General features: G+C 59.9%; 1 protein-coding gene (cut by a window edge). It reads right to left on the reverse strand.

Features of this window, described 5'->3' with window-relative positions:
• Window positions 1–22,963 carry the 3' portion of a WXG100-like domain-containing protein gene (locus VMT40_RS31920; RefSeq protein WP_326362951.1) on the reverse strand. Its footprint extends 21,527 nt past the window's final position, so only the last 22,963 of its 44,490 coding nucleotides appear in the window; its start codon lies beyond the right edge, outside the window; its stop codon occupies window positions 1–3.

Consider the following 22,963-nt stretch of genomic DNA (forward strand, 5'->3'; position numbering starts at 1 on the left):
CTAGCCCAAGGTGTCATGCAGCTGAGCTGAATCGGGCCGTTTCGACAGCAGCGCCACCACCAGCGCATAGTCGCCTGGACTCGTTTCGTAGGCACGTTCGATTGTCGCGTGGGTGAATCCGTACGTGGCAGCTGTGGCACCCGATGGGATTCTCAGGACTGCTTCCTCCAGCGAGACGCCCTCTGCTATTGCCCTATTCAACTCGATCAGATCCGAAGCAAACCGGCCTTGCGAAAGTTGAATCTCGACGCGGTCCGCGCCTGATCCGATTGCTGCCATGGCATCGGCGAACATTGCGACGTCGGATCGAGTACCTGGGCCCCCGGCCAGCTTGTCGAATCGCACGAGGCCGTCTTCCAGGTACGCCGAAATCCCTTGGCGACCAGGGATTCCGCCATATCGGTTCGTATAGCGGACCACGTTCTCGTACGCCTCGATGCTGCCGGAACGATTACTCACCAACCGATCGTGGCGCGCGGTCCAAGCGATATCGGACGCTGCGGCCGAGGGGAGCGTGGAGCCCCGCAGTTGCAGGTAGCGATCGACCAACCGATGCAACCTGCCGACAAGTTTCTGCCTTTCTCCGGCTTCGTCCGAAGTCGCGTACATCGTCCGAACCATGTTATCCGCTTCGCCAGCAAGTGAGTCGAGAATACGGCGCCAGTCATCAGGACGTATCTCCGGCACCAGATGGGGTTCGAGACTGAATTCTTGGTCGGACAGGTCGAATACCTCATCGACAGCCCAGTCGGGATCATCCCCTCCGGTAGTTGAACTGCCATCGATCTCGACTCGATGCCGATGATCGATCGACCCTCTCGACACAACACTGTCCAGTCGACGCTTGGCTGCCCACACATCAGGGGGAATGAAAACGTCAATGGTGCGGCCCGCCGCGGGGTATCGCTGCAATCGATCTACTTCAACGACGATCATGCGGAAATTCCTCCGCGAATCAATCAACCCAGCTGGCTCGAGTCCGCTTCCGCGCACGAAGTCGACAACCTCTACTTGGGGTGCCACGCCGGTGACGTTCACCTGCGGATACAGCTTCCGCCATGTTGCCAGCGTCCGACCGATATGCGCGGGATGACTGATGACAAGGAGATTTTCAGTTGGCAATTGGGTCGCCGCCAAGACTCCCATCGAAAAGATGATGTTTTCATCCGTATTGCTTGCATACTGCTCCAACACCACCTGATCGGAGGCCATCCCGGCATCGGCTGCTAATCGCGCGAAGGCAGCAGCTTCACCGTTCCAGCCAGAGAAAACGACCGGAGCATCGATATTGTGTTGCCGGACAAATTTTCCGGCGAACTCCCCCACACCCGTGAAGATACTGGTGTGAACAACTACTGCGTCGTACGCCTGCTGCGGATCGAACTCGAGGATCGAATCATGTCGGACGAAATCCCAGAGAATACCCAGGTCACGCTTCACTTGGTCGGTCTCGGCCGGCTCAACACCGAGGCTGGCCAGCAGCTGCTCGTCGCCTGTGGCCTGGACTGGTGTGTCATCGCCCGGAGCATTACCCTGCCCCTCAGGCACCAATGGGGGACGACCGGCCAGCGCTCCCGCCCGTGAATTGTCTGGAGGTGGCGTCGGGTCACCCAAACCACGTACCACGTGTCCGCGCGCTGCATCCGGCTCACGCACATAGACCGAAGCGTAGGTCGCCTCCGCCACATTCGAGGCACCCCCACCCACGCGCAACAACGACATCCGGCGAGTGGAACGACTGTTCACAGTTTTGCGGAACCGCTCGTTGCCGGCCTTGTCGAACCCGACAAATTCGACAGCTTGCCCTCGCACAGTGAAGGCCACCGGCTGCGAACGAGTCTGCTGCACACACGTAACCGTGAAGGTATGGTCACTGACTCCCCATCGGTCGTTCTCGCCGGTTTTCTGCCACACGAACGCCGTAACAACGGTACGTACGGGGTTAGATGCCACCAGCTCGAGCATGCAGCGGACAAGCGCCGCTGCGTCACTCCACCTATCACCGCCTTTCGATCGTTGATCATCACCATGGAACCATTCAGGCTCGGCGCCCGGACGAAAACAGTGTTTTACCTCGGCGTATGTCCAGCCGGCTAGGCGCCCTGGCGCCACTGCAACCCAATCGACGACGTTGCCCTGCGCAACCCTGAGGTCACCGAACGACAGGGGCACACAGTGATTGACGAGATCTAACCCATTGGGTGCGGAGTATCGTGTTGCCCCTTTGCCACCCTCCCGCCTCGTCAAACCGCCGATGGCGGTTGTAATTGCTGAACCGTCCAGGGTTTTGTGCGCGGCTAACGCCTCGAGCAGCTGCGGCCGCGCTGTAACCAAAAGCGATTCGATCGTTTTGCGCGCCCGACCATCATCGAAAGCCCTCATGATCTGCGTCAGGCCCACGTTATTGTAATACTGCAATTGAAGTGCGATGCGCCGACGCTCGTCCAAGCTCGCCAAGGCCGATTCTGCAGATTTTCCATCTACACCACGAAGAGCAGCGCGAATTAAATCTCCGACCCGCGATTTAATAGGAGGTGCTTCCAATTTATCATCGTTACTGAAAGGTTCCCTCACCGAAAAGTCATCGATAACGCGCAGATACAGCTGTTGCACTGCTAGCAAGATGTCATGTCGACCCAGTGATATCGGGTTTGAAATTTTAACCCTACCTTCCCCGGGCCATATATGAGACATAATCAGCTGCCGGCTCTCGTCGGGAAGCAGAGCAAGACCGCGACGCATATCCGATTCGGCAATACGCACCATTTTCCAGGAATCCGCGAAACTCCAAGAACTTGTATCCAATATTGATAGCAGCGCTAACCGAAATTCATGATACTGGAGATGCCGAGGGACTATCGCGGATGCTGCAGCTATCAGTCGCTGGCCTACATTCTCCCCGGACACAATGTCGCTCTGGGCAACCGCGTCACATGCCAAGTCGACAATCTCGTGAACCAGATACGGATCCGTCACTCGGGTACGGACCCAGTGCACCAACGCTTCGCCATGATCGGAGCGCAACTGCCTGGCCTCTACCGCCTCCCGCGTTACACCCACGACGAAGAGCCGATGGACCAACTCTTCGGCAGGAGTCACATCGGCGACACCTCTTTCAACCGCTACGTATGCCTCACCGATCGCCTCCGAGAGGTTGACAGATCGACGCAGCCTGCTGCGCTCGCTGAACTGATCTTGCAGCCATGAGTGGAACAATTTGTCGGTGGTCGCGCCCGTCTCGCGTCGATAGAGCTGTCGTAGCTCCGGAAGCATCAGCCGCTCGACGCCGTTGCGGTCAGTCATATTCACGACGAGGGCGAGCTGCTTGACGACCTCCCAGAATACAGGCTTGTCGGCATCACCGGCCCGAGATTCGAGGGCCTCCTGGGCCAACCATTGCTGGGACAGCAGCTCCGCGTCGGCGACCAGTCGCTCGTTCAAAGTGATCGTCCACGCGGCGCTTGTTGCATGAGGCTTCGGCCGCCGGGACATCCAACCGAGCCGGACGACACCCGACTGCTCGAGCTCATTCAGCGATCCGACGACGATGTCGCCGCCGCGGATGTCGAACCGATCGCAGGCGCGCGCGAAGTATTCGACCGCGCGCCCACATTGGCGAGCGAACTCGATATCCATGCCGGTGAGATCTGAGGCATGAAGACCGCGCGATACCAGCTCGTCCGAGACATCCTGTGTAGTGCGGCAATCGGCCCAGTCGTCCCCATCGCTCGGTGAGCTGGCACCCAGGATTTGCGCCGAGACATTAACGGACACTGCTGAATCCGGATTTGCCGGATAAGCAGGTCCCGCATCGGGACCACCCGTGGCAGTGTCAGCGGAACCCGCCTCGGCAAGGGAGCCCGCGTGTTCGGCATCGTGATCGCCCGGAGAACTGCCAATCCGTAACCGGCGCGGCAAGGATGCCGCCTCACCCAGACCACTCACGATCCGCCCAGCCGACGCTCCGGGGGCTCGTTGATATACAACGGCCGACAGTGCTTTGGTCTCGAGGTTGGTGCTGCCGCACAATGCCGCAAAGGACATGTAGGGATGGGAACCGGTTTGTGCGCCGGGATCAGGGCGGAACCACTCTTGCCCACACGCGTCGAGGCCGACGAATGTCAGCTCGCGATCTTTAATCCTGAAGCGATGCTCGCCAGCGGTGTTCATGCCAAGGTACGTGGCCGTGACGGCATGGCCTCCAACACGACGCTGATCTGGTCTTATCCGCTGGTGCACCACCAAAGCAGTGGTGGTCGCTGCTGGGTCCGCCACAGCGAGCCGGATCATCGCCTCGATCAATCGCGCCGGGCCCGCTTTGTCGGCGGTCGCAGCGAATAACTCCGGTTGTGCATGTCGCAAATACCGTCTGGCCTCGTACCAGAACAAACCTCGTTGTCGACGCGGACTCATCTCGACCACGTCTGCCACGTCCCCTTGCTGAGCGATCAACTCGCCCACAGCGCTGTCCATACAGCTGTTGAGCCGACCTGGCGCCGCGGCGCTGTGTGATACAGCCGCTTGCGTAGCGCCGTCCTCGTCCACTGAATTCGGATTCTGCGTGCCGCGCGAAGAGCTGGAAAGGATTTCCGCCAGACGGTTATAAGCCCGTTGCTGCAATGTCTTGCCGGCGTATTTGCTGCGGCCCAGCGCCGCGGCGGCCTCGCGCATGGTCTCGCCCCGTATCAGTCGCCGCTCGGCATATGCCTTCTCGTTTGGGCCGAGCTTCTCGATCGCCGCGAGCAGTGCTTGCGGGTCATGTGATCTGACCGTCCGAACGATCGAAGCTGCTTGTGCAGCAGTCCACACGGGTCGCTCGGTGAGTACAGCCGCCAGCTGTTGAACGGCACGACGAAACAAGGTAGCGGCAGCCGTTTTGGAGCGATTCAGTTCCTTAGCGACCTCGGTAATCCTGATGTCCTGCAGAATTCGCGAGCGGATCACTGTCTGATGGGTCTCGTCAAGTCTGGCGAGGGCACGGTTGAATGTGTCGCGATCATTGGAAGATGCCGCGTCCCGAACGAGCTGCAAGTTGGTGCCACCCTGCCGTTTCGCTGCTACAGAGACCGGTACCGTCCCGGACAATAATGCAGCGAGACTGCGAGAGGTACGTGAATGGAGCTGACCCATCGAGCGGTTACCGCGATTGGTCTGCGCGCCAAATTCTTCCCGCGACTGTCCCGCGAGGAAATGCGCTCGTGCATAGTGTTGTTGATATTCATTGTGCAGCTCGCCGATGGCTTGCTCCACAGCTCCCCGCCGCAGTTTCACCGCCTCGAGGATCTCGAGCTCCGCAGGCTCCGTCGAAATTTTGCGCGATGATGGACGAGCGCCTGTCAGCGCATCCCGCAATTGGCGTATTACACGAGAGCGAAGCAAAGTCAGCGAATCCCCTTGGACGCCGATTCTATGCCCGACGACCTCTAACGTCAGATCCTCTACAATAAAGAGCTCGGCAAATTCCCTCCGACGAGGCGACAACCCACGAATCGCCGCTCTTACCGGCCCCTCACTGCCACCCCTTTCCCTCGCGAACTCCGCTCGTACGTACTCCTCGCTCAACGACATATTTGGCTTACGGTCCCGGGCAACGAAAACGGCCAATTCCGCCACCGCACTCGCTTGATGGTTACGAACGAATTCAACTGGGCGGTCCAGCGCCGACGCGACCTCCGGCTCCGAAAGCTGCAGCCAAAAACGCTGGTACAGCACAGCTCGCTGGTCGCGTGTCAAACGCGTGATACCTCTTTCGAGTTCGGAGCGGGTAATCGTCGCCAACGCTTGGGTACGCATCCCCGTCTGCGACACATCTAACTGCTCTACGAGCGACGCCACCGTGTCGCTCCGGAACCTCACCAACCTATCCTTCTCGCCCACCCCTTCATCATCGGGCCAACCCTGGTCGACCTCCGATGGCAACACCGCCGCCAACTTTTCCAGTGCTGATTTCACATGACGCCGAACATAATTCGGCTCTCTGCCCACGGTGGACGCCGCCAAGTCGACCGGTATCCCCTTCACAACCACCGACATGAATAATTGATGCTCGACACGCGACAGTAGAACAGACGACAAGATATCGGCTGCTGTTCGCACGGCATCCATCCTGGCGACATCACCTCGTCGCAGGTCCAACGCGGCGGTCACCCGGCCGTACAACGTGTGCGAGACGAACGCCTCGCCGAATACAACCATGATTGCCTGAGCAATTACGGTGAGGCTTTCGTCGCGGCGCCGAGTCGCCGCACTCCGGCCCACCCGTACCCGACCATCCGCGGCCACGGATGACGTGGCAGGCTCACCAGTCCACAGCTCGACGGCAGCACGCACAGTCGTGGGCAGGGATCCGATAAGTTCGCCGATACCCCCGTACAACAGCTCCTCGGCGTTCCGGGCCCGCATATCGCCGTCACCTCGCACGGCGACCTGTCGAAGAACCTCGGCCACGATCGCCCTCGACCTGTCGCTAGGCGCCGAAAGGATATCCAGCACTGGGTGATTCCGCCACGATGTATCGAGTGGCCTATCGCTGTCGACCTTTCTACGAGCGGCGTCGATCCGTTCGGAGGCGCCTTGATCACTCAGCGCCGCCACTGGTGCCGGACCGCCCACACCGGCCTCTGCTCGTCCGCTGTGGGCGGAATCGGCGCCTGCTCGCTGCGAATTCGCCGCCGCCGCCACCGCCAACCTATTCAACGCCGATTGCACATGATGTCGGACGATCTCGGGTGCTTCACACGCGGCAGCCGCTGCCTGGTCGACCCAGGCTCTCTTCACCACTACCGATTCGAAGAATTTCAGTTCATCAGGTGACAACGATTCATACATCGTTGCGATATCCACGCCGGGTTCGTGTAGGGCGGTCGTCACGATCTCGTACGCAGTGCCAGACAGAAACTCCTCACTGTGGTCGGCGAGTATCAGACGGGCCAATACGCCGAGGCCGGTGTGCGGCGCATCCGAATTCTGTCGCGACGAAGGCACACCATCGATCCACGCCTGGACAAGATCGCGCTGATGAGCGGGCAAGACGTGCACGAGGTCACCCAGCACGTCGGACAGGGTCTCGTTCAATCGGGCCTCGGCCACTATTGCCTGTGCTCTGGTATCGGGAGGCGAAAGTACGTCCAAGGACCTGGCCAACCGTTGGGCAAAGGTGACGCTTGCTGCCAGTTCAGCGGCAGCGTTGTCGTGCGGTGGTGGTGTCGACTCGCCAGTTCCAGCTCCCCCAATCCGTGCCGAAAACCGCTCGATCGCAACCGTTTCCGCGTCTTGGACGCCGCGGACTGATCGGTTTTGCTTCTCGGCTACGACCTCTACTGACAAGCGGTGCCAATATAAAAGATTCAGGAGCCGCTGCTCATCTTTCGACAGCGAACCATAAACGCCCAGCATCACACGAATATCGCTACGCCTCGGTGCATCGATGCGGTCCCTGACTCGAGTCACTACGACCATCTGGCGCGTCATCTGCTCAGCCACCCCGACGAACCATCTCTTCTTGTCAGCACCCGGTGGCGGTCGGAGAGCATCGCGATGTAGCAGATCGAGCACAAGCCGCACCACGTCGTCCGCCAGCGCGTCCCTGGCTGGAGCCTGCAAGCCAGCCTGACTCGCGACCACACGCACACGATCCACCATTGCCAATGCGTGAGCACTCACAATTTCCACGGGGTCAGCAGACTCGAGACCGAACTCGTTGAACCTGGTCACCACCGTTGCCAGCGCTGATTGCACACGACGCCGAACAAGACTCGGAGATTTGCCGATATCTGCCGCAGACCGGTCGACCGATGCACCGTCGACCACCACCGATCTGAAGTATCGAAGCTCCGTAGGCGACAACACGCGCGGTAGCTTCGCGATGGCACTCGAATCGCTACTCAGGGCAGTGGTTACCTTGCCATAGTCAGTGGCAGCGAGCAGCTCCGTTCCGTACGTCGCCAGGATCGCCTTAGCGAGTGCTGCGAAGCCGTGGTATCGGCCGCTGGCCAGCGAAATCCAGCTAATGCCCAGACGAGCGGCGGTGTCTTCGAGGCGCTCGGCCGGGCTGGCAACCCACGCATCGACAGCAGTACGCTGATCGGCGGGCAACATCGAGAGAAGTTGGTCGAATTTTGCGGACAGGTGCTCGTGCCGCCGGAACTCGGCCACTATAGCCTTCGACCGACCGCGGCTTGGCGATAGGATGACGAGGGCAGGGTGATTCCACAACGCCGCGTCGGCCCCTCGGCCTTCGGTGCCGACGTTTGGGTACAAGGCGCTCACCAATGTGTTCAGCGCCGATTGCACATGAACTCGAACGAGGTCTGGCGACGCGCCCGCAGCACGCGCGGCCTGGTCGACCGAGTTTCCATTGACCACCGTCAACTCGAAGAACTTGTGCTCGTCGGGCTCAAGGATCTCGGCAGCCATCCTCACGACGTGACCGTGCCGGATGCGCAGGGAAGCGCTCACCCTGCCGTAAGGAGTCCTTGAAACGAACTTTCTACCGTGGTGCGCCATGATTGCTTCGGCAGTTGCGGCGAGGCCGCGTGACCTGCGTTTGGCAAGAGCATCTGACGTGATCTTCATCCGGGCGGCGGTTTCAGCCGGCTGTTCGTTCGGCTCGTCGATCCACGCCCAGACAGCGGCGCGTAGACCTGGATGCAAGCCCTCGATGATCTCTAGAGTTTGCCCAGCCAGGTCGTTGGTCAGCAACGCTTGACCCACGATGGCCATCGACTTTTCATCACGTGACGACAAAACATCGATGGCGGGATGGAGCCATAACTCGGGCCCAGCTGCTGTCCTTCTCACCTCGGACACCAACTGCTCCAGCGCAGGATGCCCGCCCAAACCAGTACTGACGACAGCATCCTCATCCGCCGTCACTGTCGTGTCCCCACCAGCACGCTCTGCCGACGAATCGTCCGCTTCGCTGGATTTCGCTGGCTCGAATCCACCGGTGACCGTCGCTGCCACGAACTCCGACAGCCGTTGCATCACGGCGGAAATACCGCCCGCGGAAACCTGCTGCCAAGCCAACTGGTCGCTTAAACGGTCCGGTGCAATGCCCTGTAAACGGATGAACAGATCTTGGTTCATAGAGCCAGTTGATGTAGCCCCAACTAGATCCGGCATCTCTCCGGCGCCACCTAGGTAGTCGACGATACCGCGAACTTGCCGCTGAATCGGGTGGGCCTCGTCGAGGCCCTCGGCACCAAGAGCCTCCTGAAGCAGACCTGTTATCGCGGCACGGATACGATCGAGTTCCGTGTGCTCCTCCACTCTGCTATGCCAGTTTGTATTAGTGTCCGTCTCGACATGACTCCCCCGCGCGGAGCCCGTAGTTTTCTTCGGATTATCTGAAATTTCGGGGGTAGTGAGCCTGGTCGCGACCCCTTCCGACTTCAACGCCGCAGTACTGGCATCAGCCAATCTCGAGTACTGTTTGAGCACCTTCGATTCCGTCGCCTCGATATCGACGACTCGCATCCGTCTTCTCTCAGCAATGAGAGCCGTCGGCCAGCCATGCCAATAGCGAAGATCCATCAACTGCCGTTCACTCCTCGACAGCGACGCATAGACCCGTAAGAGCGCGGGAACCCCAGTTTGTGCGAGCCCGTCCACACAATCCCGGATCCGGGTGACCACCACAACCTCACGCGCCATCTGTCCAGCCACACCGCGCGCCCATTCTTCGATGTCCTCACCCTGCGGGGGGCTCAGGGCACCGCGCCCCACCAAAGCGAACACCACGCCCAACACGTCATCCACCAGCGCATGCTGCGCGACAGTGTCCATGCCGGCCTGATCCCCGACCGCGCCCACGCGATCCGCAATCACCGATCGCAACTGCGTGCTGTACAGCGATGGGACCGGTGGCAGGACGTCGGAACCAGCCATCACCCCCGCCTCAGTCGTTGTATTGACTGCATGTGTGCCATCCGGGTCGCCGAGGACAGACCCCGTTTCGCCTGCATCCAAAGCCCTCAGCAGCTTGCGCAGCGCAAACTTGACTGTGCGCCGAACAGTTTCCGGCTCTTCTCCCACCACAGTCGCCGCCGCATCGACCGAGGCGCCCATATTCATGACCAAGCCAAAGAGCCGACGTTGTCGAGGTGACAAGATTCTGGCAGACAGCTCTGTCACAACCTCGGATTGGAAAGCCATTGCAGCTTTCAACCTGGCATATGGAGTGCCAGCAATGAATATGTCCCCGAATTCGGTACGGATAGTTTCCGAAATTTTGGCGAAAGCAACAAATCTATGTTGCGCCAGTTTATTGGCCCTGATACCCATACGAGCGGCAGCGGAAGCCACCGAACCGGACTGATCTGCAATCCATATCTCGACAGCTTCCCGCTGATCTGCGGGTAATCCCGCGACAATATCGAGGATCCTTCCGGACAACTCCGGGTTCTGCAGCCCCTCCGCCACAATCGCTTTCGCCCTGCCACGACTCGCCGAAAGCACGTCCAATGCGGGATTACCCCACCAAGCGTTACCCTGAGCCAGCCCGTTCAACTCCGAAGCCAATTTTCTCAGTGCAGACTGGACATGGCCCCGTACGAATTCCTGCCCTACGTCGGCAGTAGCCGCAACGGCGCTGATCGAGCCGCCCTTGACCACCACCCGGACGAAATACCGCCGCTCACCCGGCGACAAGATCCGAGCAGCAAGACTTAAGACATAGTCGGATCCACCAGAAAGGGCATATTTTACCTTACTGTAGGGAGTATCAGCAATAAAAGATTCACCGGACTCGGCAAGAAAGATTCCAGCAATTCTATCGAAGCTGATTTTCCTATGTTTAGCCAGGACATTCTTATTCATCTCCAGTCGAGCGGCGGCATCGGCCAACGACTCAGTCGGCTCCTCGATCCAGGCCTCGACGACTTTGCGTAGATATGAAGGCAATCTCGACACCAGGTCGAGAACTATCCCTGAAAGATGCTGACTCCGTAGCGCCTCGGCTAGAATTGCCTTGGCCCGGCCTCGACTCGGAGAAAGGATATCCAGCGCAGGGTGGACCCACAGCGCAGAACCGATATGAGGTCCGGCCTGGACATCCACCAACTTTTCCAATGCAGACTGCACGTGTCCCCGAACCGTTTCCGGCCTAACAGCAGCAGCAGTAGCCGCACCCTTGACTGATTCACCATTGAGCACTACCGATAAAAAGTATCGATGCTCGCCTGGTGACAAGATGGTGGCAGCCACCCTTTTGAGATCATCAGGCCTGTCGATCAGGGCGTCTTTTACGATGCCATACGGAGTACCAGCAAGGAACGCCTCACCAAATTCACCAAGAATCGCCTCGGAAATTCTGGCGAAACCGCGGAGTCTGTATCTTCCCACTGCATCACGACTAACCTTCAGACGAGTGGCCGCGTCCTCCAGCGACTCGGCAGGCTTCTCGATACACGCCTCGACAACCTTCCGCTGACCCGAGGGCAGGCCATGGATGAGGTCAAGTATTCTCCCGGACAGCTCCTCATTTCGCAGTCCTTCGAACACAATGGCCTTCGCCCTACCATGTTTCGGTGATAGGACGTCCAGCGCAGGGTGATCCCGCAATGAGTAGTCGGCAACAACAGCGCCGAGCGCACTAGCGTCAGGCCCCCCGACTGGTCCAGGGGCTTCCCGCCCGTCCGGCGCCCCTTCGCGCCCAACCTCTAGCGCACGATTTGAGACCCCCAGCCGAGCGGCGGAATCCACCACCGGCTCGACTTCATCAGCGTTCGCTGAGGCTATCGTGTCTCCTCCAGTACCCGATCCGTCATCGCCATCAACGGTGCCCTGTGAGGACGGGGAGAACGGTGCGTTGTGATGCGGTGTTAGAGCACGTATTTCATGGACATTGACCACCACTCGTGCGGCGAGAGCAACTGCTTGACCAAGGATGCCGTCGGTGCCACCACGTGCAACCTCAACAAGATGATTGACCGTGGACTGGATCGTGTCGATCTGCAGCCCATGTTTCGCGGCGGGCACCCCCAGCCGCTCAGCCAACACCGCGACGCGCGAGGCCAAAGTATCGGATTCATCTCTCGCACGTTTGTAGGCGCGCTCCAGTCCTAAAGCCTCATATCGCCCGCGGTCAGCATCTGGAATCGAGGCCTCGGACCGTTGTCGAACAACCAAATCCTCCGCGGCATCCACGGCAGCGCGGGCTCTTGAGCGCTGCGTGAAAGCCTTTGCCGCAGAGCCCAACAGCACAGACGTCTCGTCATCCAGACGACCACGGTCGTCCAAGTGTTGTGCCAACTCGGCTACAACGGCATCAACTGCTGCTGCCGTGTCAGCCTTCATCAGTCGGCCCGAATCTGAAAGCGGCAACAACATCTCGAGCTTCAGGTACACCGCTCCAGCTACATTCGCCCACCCTTGGGCCTTCCCTCTGGCCGCAGCAAGATTCTGCTCGGCCTCAACCAGGTGCTCGACTTGACTGTCTGTCGGGGTTCCTGCTCGATTGACGACAACAGATCCGACAGCAGCGGGTTCCGACTTCGCGTTCGATTCCGTCGCCGTACTATTTGCCGAGGGCGAGCCCTCATCGGCATTGACTGCCACCGCCGTCAATGCGGCCAGAAGCCGCTCCAGGGCAAGCTGGACATTACGCCGAACAACATCTGGCGTCTTACCCAAAGCGGCCGCCACCTCATCGACCGATTGCTCCTCGGCCACTACCAACCTAAAGTCTCGCCGCTGCCCGGGCGTCAAGACTTCGTCAGCCAACGCCATGACATCGTCACGTCGGCGGTCGAGGGTAGCCCTCACTCTTTGATATGGAGTGCCGGCTATAAGTTCCTCTCTGAACTCCGCCATGATCGCTTTCGCAACCCTGGCGAAGCCCGTTGACCTGTGGTTTGTCAGGTTCTGCAGACCAATCTTCAAACGAATCGCCGCGTCGCCCACTGGCTCGGTCGGCTTCTCGATCCACGCCTCAACCGCTTTACGCTGGTATGGAGGCAAGCTTGCGACAAGATCGACGACTTTCTCGGCCAGATTCTTGTTCCGCAAGCTCTCGGCTACTATCGCCCGCGACCAACCTTTCTTCGACGAAAGAGCATCCAAAGCAGGGTGATCCTGACGCACCGGTCGCACGGAACCAGCTGACGAGATCGGCTGCCGGACACCATGGCCGGCCTCCGTTCCGCCATCTGTTACCGAATCTCCTGCAGGAGTTGTGTCGCGATCGACGTAGGGTGACTCGGCGACGGCTCCTTCGAATTTCAGCACCGCCGCCAAATAGCTCAGGGCAGCTTGTACATGATTCCGTACATAATTCGACGCGACACCATCAGCAGTTGCCACCTGGTCGATCGATACCCCCGCAAGAACCACTGAGTTGAAGTATTTATATTCAGCAGGAGGTAGGGCTCGAGACATTTCCTCAATAGCATCAGACCGTTTCCGCAGAGCAGCCATGACTATTCCATACGAAGTGCCAGCGATAAAGGTCTCGGCGTACTCCTCAACAATCTCATCGGCAATCCAAGAAAGTCCGCGATCCCTATATTTGGGAAGCGCATTCTTGCTGATCTCCAAACGAGCGAAAGCATCCGCGTGCGGCTCAATCCATACTTCGACCGCTTCACGCAGAAGCAAGGGCATGCTCTCGAGAAGATCGGAAATTACTCCTCGCAGGTCCTCGTTTCGCAGTGCTTCAACTACAATTGCCCGCGACATGCCCTCCCTGGGCGACAAGGTATCCAGGGTTCTTTTCAGTCGTAGAGGAAGGCCCAATTTCGAGTACCTACTGGTCACAGCCGATTCTGTTGCCATCACCTTCTGGACGGGCAGACCATTCCTCTCGGCGACGACCGCCGCCGACCAGCCATACCAGTGACGAAGGTGCATCAACTGCCGCTCGGGTCGTGATAACCCAGCATGCATCCGCATGAGTGTAGGAACATCGATATCCTCGAGGCCATCGATACCATCCCGGATTCGAGTTACCACAACGACCTCGCGGGCCATCTGCTCCGCCACACCGCGTGCCCACGTCTCGGCGTTCTGCCCCGGCGACGGTTTCAGGGCACCACGCCGTATCAAAGCGGACATCAGCTCCACCACCTGAGTTGTCAGCTCATCGCGGGCGGCGGTATCCAGGCCGGCCTGCTCTCCTACCGCGCGCACACGATCCGCAATAACAGTTCTCAGCTGTGCGCCGTCCGATGACACGGTCGGTCGCAGATCTGGTTCAGCCTCCTCGTCGTCCGTTGATACTGTCGTATCTCCCGCATCACTCTTTTTCGCAACGAGGCGACCTGTGCGCTGCCCAATTGCGGCAACCTCCGTCAGCCGCTGCAGTACAGCCGCAATACGACCGGGCGAAACTCCCTGCCATGCCAAACGATCGGCGAACTGCTGAGGCGCGATGCTCTGCACACGAGCAACGGCCGCACCATGCAGCGGGCCGACAGTCGCAAAGCCCTCCAACTCCGGCGCCTGACTCGCGTCACACACATAGTCCACAATCTTGCGGATCTGCTGCCGGAACACCTCATCGTCGTCATCGCGTCCAACATCAGCGACCTCTGCCATCATCTCCTCGAGCACCGTACGAATACGGCCGCCGTCGGTCAGACGTATCGGCTTGCGCCAATCCGCTGCGCCTTCCATTGCAGAGGTACCCCCGGCCCCCAAACCACGACGCACCAGCGCACTGTCGGACCGCGGCCCGACCCAATTGGTAAGGACGGAACCGGTGTCGAAGCCGTCCAATCTCAACGCCGCCGCCAACATGTCCCCACCGGATCGCACATGCTGGTGAACGACTTCTGCCTTCACCTGCGCAGTACGTGCCACCTCGACGGCTGACACACCTCTTACCGCTACCTGCACGAAGAATCGGCGCTCGGTCGGCGATAAGAGTTGGAAAGACAGGGCCAACACCAACAGTCGTCTGATCGCGTCGGATTCCTCATTCTCCACAGCCTGGACGGCTTGACGCCTCGCGTCGGCAACAGCCTTCACCGGCCGACCGTGCCAATACCGCAGATCCATCAACTGGCGCTCGGGCGGCGACAACAATCCGTACCCCTGAATCAATGCAGCCATCTCGAGCCGACTTAGCCCTTGCACCGAATCACGAACACGAGTAAGCACCACCACCGCATGCGCCATCCGGCCCGTCACGCCATGCAACCACTCCTCCAGGTCGACATCCGGAGACGGTCGCAGAGCCCCGCGGCGCACAAGGCCAGACATCAACCCGATCACCTGCTCCGCCAACTCGTGCTCGGCACGAGGGTCCAGACCGGCCTCCCGCCCGACCTCCTGAGCACGCTTCGCCGACATAAAACTCACCTGCACGTTGTTCAACCACGGCGCGAACTGCAGGAAATCAGGCCCAACCATCGCGCCGACAGCCGCGCCCGAGCCGTCCGTGCGCGTCTGATTCTCCGCAATGACCGCAAGCCCGGGTACGGTCCGGTCCAAGGCTCTGAGCAACTTGCGCAGCGCAGACTGCACATATTCACGAGCGTGTTGCGACCCAATACGCTCTGCGGCTGCCGCGTGGTCGACCGATGCCCCCAAAATCACCACCAGGCCGAAGAATTGACGTTCGCGCCGAGACAAGACCTTAGCAGCTAGATCGTTAACGGCATCTGGTCGCACATCCAGTGCGACCTTTACTCTGTTATATTGAAGACCAGCGAGAAACACTTCACTGAATTCCGCGCAAATCGCCGCAGAAATACTAGCGAAGCCTAGTTTCCTGCCTTCGACGAGCATGTTCGCGCTGATATGCAAACGAGCAGCGGTGTCCGCTACCCGCTCATTTGGTCTCTCGACCCATGCCTCTACAGCTCGACGCTGATAGGGTGGCAGCGCCACGACAAGGCGGCGAATTCTCCTGGCCAACTTCTGGTTTTGCAGCCCGGCGGCCACGATTGCCTTCGCCCTGCCGCGACGGGGCGACAAGGCGTCCAGCGCAGGATGGTCCCAGACATCACTCCCGACTCGGTTCTCCACCCGCGCCTTCTGGACTGGGCTGTCCGCAGAACCGTCAACCGCGGCGAACACGCTCGACTCCGCAATCAACTTGTTCAGGGCAGACTGCACGTGGTGGCGAACATCTCTCGACTTCAGGCCCGCTGCGGTGGCCGCCTCTTTGATCGATGCGCCTTCGACCACAACCCGCTCGAAGTATTTGCGCTGAGCTGGCGAAAGAATGCGAGCTGCCATCTTCGTGATGCCATCATCTTTATCTTCATTGGATGAAGCAAGCGCAGCCTTCACTCTGATATATGGTGTACCTGCAATGAGTTCGTCACCGAATCGATCAAGAATCGACTTGGCGAGCCTAGTGAAGCCTAGGTAACGTCGTCGAAACACCTGTTTCTTACTGATATTTAAACGAGCGGCGGTACCCGCCATCGACTCGGTGGGGTGCCCGATCCCCGCTTCGACCACGATACGCACATAGCGAGGCAAACCAGCAATAAGACCGAGAACTTCGTCGGACAATTCCTCGTTACGCAGCCCTTCTGTCACGATTGCCTTCGTTCTCAATAGATTCGAAGACAGGACATCCAACGCAGCATGGCTCCACAAAGGGTGGTCGCGCAATCCGGTATCCACAACTGCATGGTCTTCAGAATCCGCGCCAGAAGTTTCCAGTCGATCGGGCCCGCTCGGATACGGATCAGTGGCATCCTCGTCCACAGTAACCGTCGTATCCCCAGCACTGAACTCACCCGATGGATCAGCTTTGCTCGGACGGTCCACCGAATCATGGGTGGGCCGCGTATTGGCACCATCCAGTGGGCCGTCCTCGTCGAATCCATCGTCATCGACGTCATCCCACCAGGACGAGAGTGGTGCGTCGTGTTGGGCTGCCAAAGCACGGATTTCGTCAACATTGACCGCTACTCGCGTAGCAAGGGCTACTGCCCTCGCCAGGGTGCCACCGCCGACGCCACGCGCAACCTCGACCAAGCGCTCGACCGTGGAATGGATCGTATCGACCTCCAATTCATGTGCTGTGACGGGCATCCCGAGCTGTATAGCGAAAACTGCAGCGCGTGAGGACAGTTGGCCGTGTCGGTCGATCGCGTGTCGATGGGCACGCTCACGTCCCTGGGCTTCGTACCACCCACGTGCAGTGTCGGGAATCGACGCCTCGGCGTACTGGCGTGCTGCCGCTTCCTCGGCATCACGCACCGCAGTGCGGGCTTTCAACCCTTGTCCGAAAGCCTTTGCCGCGGAGCCCAACAGCAGAGTGGTTTCGTCATCCAGAAGGCCAAGTCGATCCAGCTGGGTTGCCAACTCAATCGCAACCGCATGAACGGCCGCCGGCGTATCAGCTTCGATCAGTTGGCCCGGATCTGACAGTGGCAGCATTTCCAACCTGAAGGACACCGCTTGAGCGATGTTCCGCCACCCTTCGAGGCTGCCATTAGCCGCAGCGAGCTTCTGCTCGGCCTCGAGCACTCCCTCATTGGGCCTACCGGCATCCGACACCGGCCCAACGCCTTCCTCCGCTGACACTGCCACGTCCCCGGCGCCATGCTCACCCGAGTCGGTGGTGGTCAGCGCAGTAGTGGCCTCTGGCATGAATTCACGAGTGACCGTCCTTGCCGCGGTGATCTCCGACAACCGCTGCCGCACAGCCGAAATGCGGCCGGGAGACACGAGGTTCCATGCCAAACGATCAGCCAGATGATCCGGCGCAATGCCCTGCAGACGAGCACGGATTTCGTCGGGTACTGAAGTGGGCTGAGTGACGCCGTCCAAAGCTCGACTGTGGCCACACAGATATTCCACGATGCCGCGGACTTGTGGCTGGTCATCAGCGCTTCCGACACCGATTGCCTGCGCTATGAACTCCGCAAGCAGGGTACGTACGCGATCGTCCTCGGTCGGCTCCGCCGGACTATGCCAAGTTGCCGTACCCGCCAAATCGGCGTCATTCCCCGCCTCCAAGGATGCAGTGCCGACACCCGTCAAGTCCAAATACCGCCTGATTACGGCTGATTCTGCTGCCTCGACATCCCGAGCCGACACGCCTAGCCGCCTGGCCACGAGCTCAACTGGCTGGCGTCGCCAGTATCGAAGATCCAACAGATGCTGGGTACCCCTCGGCAGCGATGCATGGATTCGGAGCAACGGTCGGATGCCGGCATGCTCGACTTCGTGCACACCAGTCAGGACCCGCCTCATCACGACGACCGCACGCGCCATCCGCCCCGCCATGTCGGCAAACCAGTGCTCGATGTCAGAGCCCGGCGTCGGTTGTAGAACACCACGTCGCGACAGGGCGGACACCAGCCGCACCACGTCCTCCGCCAACCTCGTATCGGCAGGAGCATCCAGGCCAGCAATACGCCCGACCTCACGCGCACGATTCCACATCGCCAACGCACCGCGCGAATCCACCTGTTCGTCGCGTTCCAACGGGATCAACATCCCGATATCAAAGTCCGCATCTATAACAGCCACCCCCGTGCTTGCCTGTGTCGCCCCTCCGTCACTGCTGACGGTCGTATCACTCTCTACCCGCGCCGCCAACGTATTCAGCGCTATCTGAAGACGATTGCGAATTTTGCTCGCTTTCACGTCTACAGCGGTCGCCAACAGGTTGATCGGCATCTTCTCAAGCACCACCAGCGTGAAGTAGCGAAGCTCCGCAGGTGACAAAATATCGGCAGCCATACTCAGAAAACGGTTGGCCGCATCATCATGCTCCGAAATAGCGGTCGCGACTATCTCATATGAGGTACGCGAGATTAACTTCTCACCGCATTCAACCAAGATCCACCCGGCCGCTTCGGAAAATCCACGCGCTCTGCGATTGCTCAGTAGGCTAGCCTTGATCCCCATACGAGCGGCGGCAACATCGAGCCTCTCGTCCGGATCGACAATCCATGCTTCGATAGCTTCCCTCAAATCACCCCCACTCAGGCGCTCAACTATTTCGGATAGTCTTTCAAGCGCGTGCTTACGACCCCCGGACAACTCCTCCTGTCGCCAAAACTCTTTCACGAGCGCCATCGACCAACCAGAACTCGGCGATAGAACATCCAATGCGGGATGAGCCCACAGAGCAGTCCCGTTCACAGCACTGTAGGCTCCCTGGTGCAACTCCAAGGCCCTGACCAACTTACGGAGCGCTAATTTCAGATCCCACCGAACAGCATCCGTGCGCACACCGGCAGTTGATGCGACCTGGTCGACCGACACCCCCTCGATAACCACTGACTGAAAATAGCTGTACTCTGATGGCAACAAAAAGCGGACAGCCAACCTAGCAACAATATTTGGTCCGTCACTCTCAGATTCCCTGTTGAGGGCAGCCTTAACTACCTCGTATTCGGTACGTGAAACAAATTCCTCACCATATTCCGCCAATATCGAATTTGCAATCTCGGCCAAACCACGGCGCCTATATACCTCCACAGTGGCCACACTGAATCCCATACGAGTCGCGGCAGCATGCAATCCCTCATCCGGATCAGCAATCCATGCTTCGACCACTCTGCGCATAGCCGGAGTCAAGCGCTCGACAAGGCCGGCGATTCGGCCTATCCCCTTGTTGTCATCGCCTGCCAGCCCTTCCTGTCGCCGAAACTCGGTCACAATCGCTACCGACCTGCCGTGGCTCGACGAAAGAAGGTCCAATACACGATGGCCCCAGAGGGCAGGATGATCGGAGTCATTATCGATATCCGATCCTGATTCATCATCCGGCTTCTCGCCCGCCGAGGTTGAAATAGCCGCCAAAATTCGCGCCAGATTTCGGGAAGTGCGGGAATGAAGCTCATTCATCGAATCTGTACTGCGATTGGTACGGACGCCGAAATCCTCGCGCGAAATGCCATTCAGGAAATGATCTTTGGCATAGCTTTGTTGCGATTTCTGAGTCAACTCGCTGATGGCTTGTTCCACGGCAGCCCGGCGCAGTCGAACCGCATCACGGACCTCAAGCTCGGCGGACCCTCTACCTATTTCCGACGTCGTCGGATGCTTACCTTCCAGTACAGCCCTCAGCCGACGAATCGTTCGAACACGGGTCTGATTAACCGCTTCCCTGTGCTGAACGGTCATTTTTTCGATGAGATCCAGTGGCAGGTCCTGCAGAAAGAATTGTTCAGCGAATACCCTTTGCTGACGCGGCAACCCACGAATCGCGGCATTTACCCGCTGTGGGTCCCTTGCTAGCGCTGCTCGTACATAGGCCTCACTCGGCGGTGTCCGCCGACGGCGGCCAGAGCCCGGAGCAAGTCGATCCGATAATGGAGTCTGCGTCAGGTCGGTGCCCTCGTCTAAAGGAGCGGCGACTACCCCGCCTGTCGGGCCATCGTCCTGAGGTGTCGGGTCGTCAGGGGTTGCAACCCCTCCCCCTTCGTCGGGTTCATCGTGGGGGCCGTCTTCGCTCTGCGCTGATGGGCTACCCGGCTCCGGACTGGTAGGCGTTCCCGGCTCGTCGGCGCGACGGCCGATGAGGGTGGTCGGATAGTCCTGTCCTGCAGTACTGGATATCCGTGACAGGCCCGAAAGGGCAGCGTGCAAAAGACCTTTGGGTTGATCGTCCCGACAATCGATTCCAAATATGCCGCTGACGTCGGTGGGCTGAGACCAGTCCTCGTAGTCCTGTGGCGCGAGCAGCATCGACACATCGCTTGTTTCGTAGACCCGGAAGCGGTCGTGAGTGTCGTCGCCGTCGTTGCGGAAGCCGATGACGTGTGCTCCGGTCTCATGCTGGTAGGCAACGATCAGGAAGTCTCCAGGATGTCCCTGTAGGGAACGCATTGCCTCATCGAACGAAACGTATCCGCCAGGGTGCCAGTGTCCGCGCACGGCCTTGGCCAGTCGCCGCGGGCTGATCTCGGCGGCCAGGCCGGTATTCAACAGTCCGATGTCGTGACGACCGGTGAACAAGTGCACCAGCAGGACAACATTTCCACCGCAGTACTGAGGACCGTTGCGGAGATACGACAGCGCGGGATCTTGTTCACGCAGATCCGGCCGACTGTAGCGGGAAGGGCCATCGTCATCGCGAGTCGAGATCGGGAGCAGATCGGCCACGGATACCTGATCGTTGTGGTCGACGACGACCTGCTTGAACTGGAGATCAGCACCCTGCTCGAACATCTCCCGCAGGACTGAACTCTCGGACAGAGCCAGATCGAGAACCCGATGGTGCGGCGCTTGACCATTCACCGAACGTCCGCAATGCACGACGATGATGACGGGGCGCTCCGGATGCGCGATCATGCCTACGCGATAGCGGTGTTCTTGCCCGTCTCTGTGTTCGCTGACGGAGACCACTTGGGCCCCTTGCGATTCCAAATAGTCCCGCTCGGCATGATCTGCCAACTCCTCGGCGACAGTTTGGGTTTGGCGCCGCAGATAGTTGCGCGCGTCGCGAGCGACCTCCGCCTCGACGGTGTCGGGACCCGTTGTCTGAGCGGCCGCGAGATGCGCCTCAGCGATGGCAATCTGGTCCTTCAGCAGCGTGCGATGCTCGATCAAGCTTCGGATCCGACGCTGGGCTTCAGGTGAGAGCGGCTGTTCGCGGAAGCTACCCGCGAGCCGGAACGCGGTGTTTGCGACGAGCTGGCTCTGCGAGAAGACAAGGTCGCCTTCGGGTGTTCGGCGCCACCTCTCGTGCGCCTGCCTGAATCGCTCCGCGGCGGTGTCTTCGTGCTCTTGCGAAAGCCACTCGGGATCCTGGGTCGATCGTGAGGCGATGTAATCGAGTGCTCGTCGGCTTTCACGCAGTTCCCGAGCGAGTTCTCGTGCCTGGCGCGTCGGACGACGACGACGCGGCTGAGGCCGACCCGACGCGCGGGCATCCGCTTCGGTAAAGGCTCGGAAGCCGCCCTGCACACGCGCCTCGAGCTCAGTGGCTCCGGGATGCGCATTCCGGTACTCGGTTTGGCGGTCGGGGACCGTCCGACGCCGCACCGCAGCCTGTTCGGTCGGCAGCGGCGGCAAGAACTGTCCAATCGAGAGCTCGTCGGGCGCAAGTGGTTCGGGCGCATATCGGATGCCGGTTCGCCAGCCCGACAGCTGCGGGCGGACCTTGTCCCAGTCCAGGCCGAGTTCTCTCGTGACTTCTGAATCCGCGACCTGCCAATCGTCTTCGGGGTGTACCGCGAGATGTGCACGGACAGAAGCCATCCGGGCGATGAAAGTGATGTCCTCTGGCCGAGGGACTCCTTCGGCGAACCGCTGCCATGCCTCCATCACGTCGGGCATGGCTGCGAAACGTGCCAGCACGCTGCGGCCCTGACGGTGATCCCGCACCCTGTGCTCGTCGCGCAATATGAAGTTCTTGAGATCCGTGATGCGCCCGATCAGTGCTTCACGCGATGGCATCGGCAGCGCCGATCCCGCTGTCCATTCGCTACCCGCGTCCTGGCGAGCGAGCATGCTGCCGAAGGCACTGCGCTTGAGTTCCCAACCGTCGGGGATTCTGAACCACCAGGACGCGTCGGGTAGCCAGTCTCGGGTTGTCTCCGTGACCCGAGACCAGGACGAGAACGATCCTCGCGGCCCCTCGGGCACTCGCGCCCATTCGGTGCCGTCGGCCAGCCGCATCCAGCGAGACCCATCCGCCGGCAGGAACATCGAGTACCAGCCGGTCTTCGATAGGAGGTGGTCCGCTATCGCTTCGACGTCATTGCCGTCTTTCAGGAACGATTTGCGCTGCCATTCGGCCCACGTCTGTACCTGGCGCCAGCGCGCTCGGTTGGCGGCCGTCCTGTCCGCCTGGCCTTCGCTCAATTCCTGGCGTGGGCCGTGGTGGAGGTCGTTCAAATCCAGCGGCGCGTGCATCGGCTCCGGATTGCGCTGTGGCCCACCGAACCACGGGTACCGGCGAATGCTGCGAGCGATCGGAATCTGACTGCCGAACAAGGTGGCGTTGTCGAGCCCGACCCCCGACAGCGGGCTGGTCAGCTTCAGGACCCAATGACCAACCCTCGGCACCTGGTTCAGCAGTGTGCGAGTCCACACGTGT

The organism is Nocardia sp. CDC160 (assembly GCF_035818795.1).
In the GTDB taxonomy this organism is placed as follows: Bacteria; Actinomycetota; Actinomycetes; order Mycobacteriales; family Mycobacteriaceae; genus Nocardia.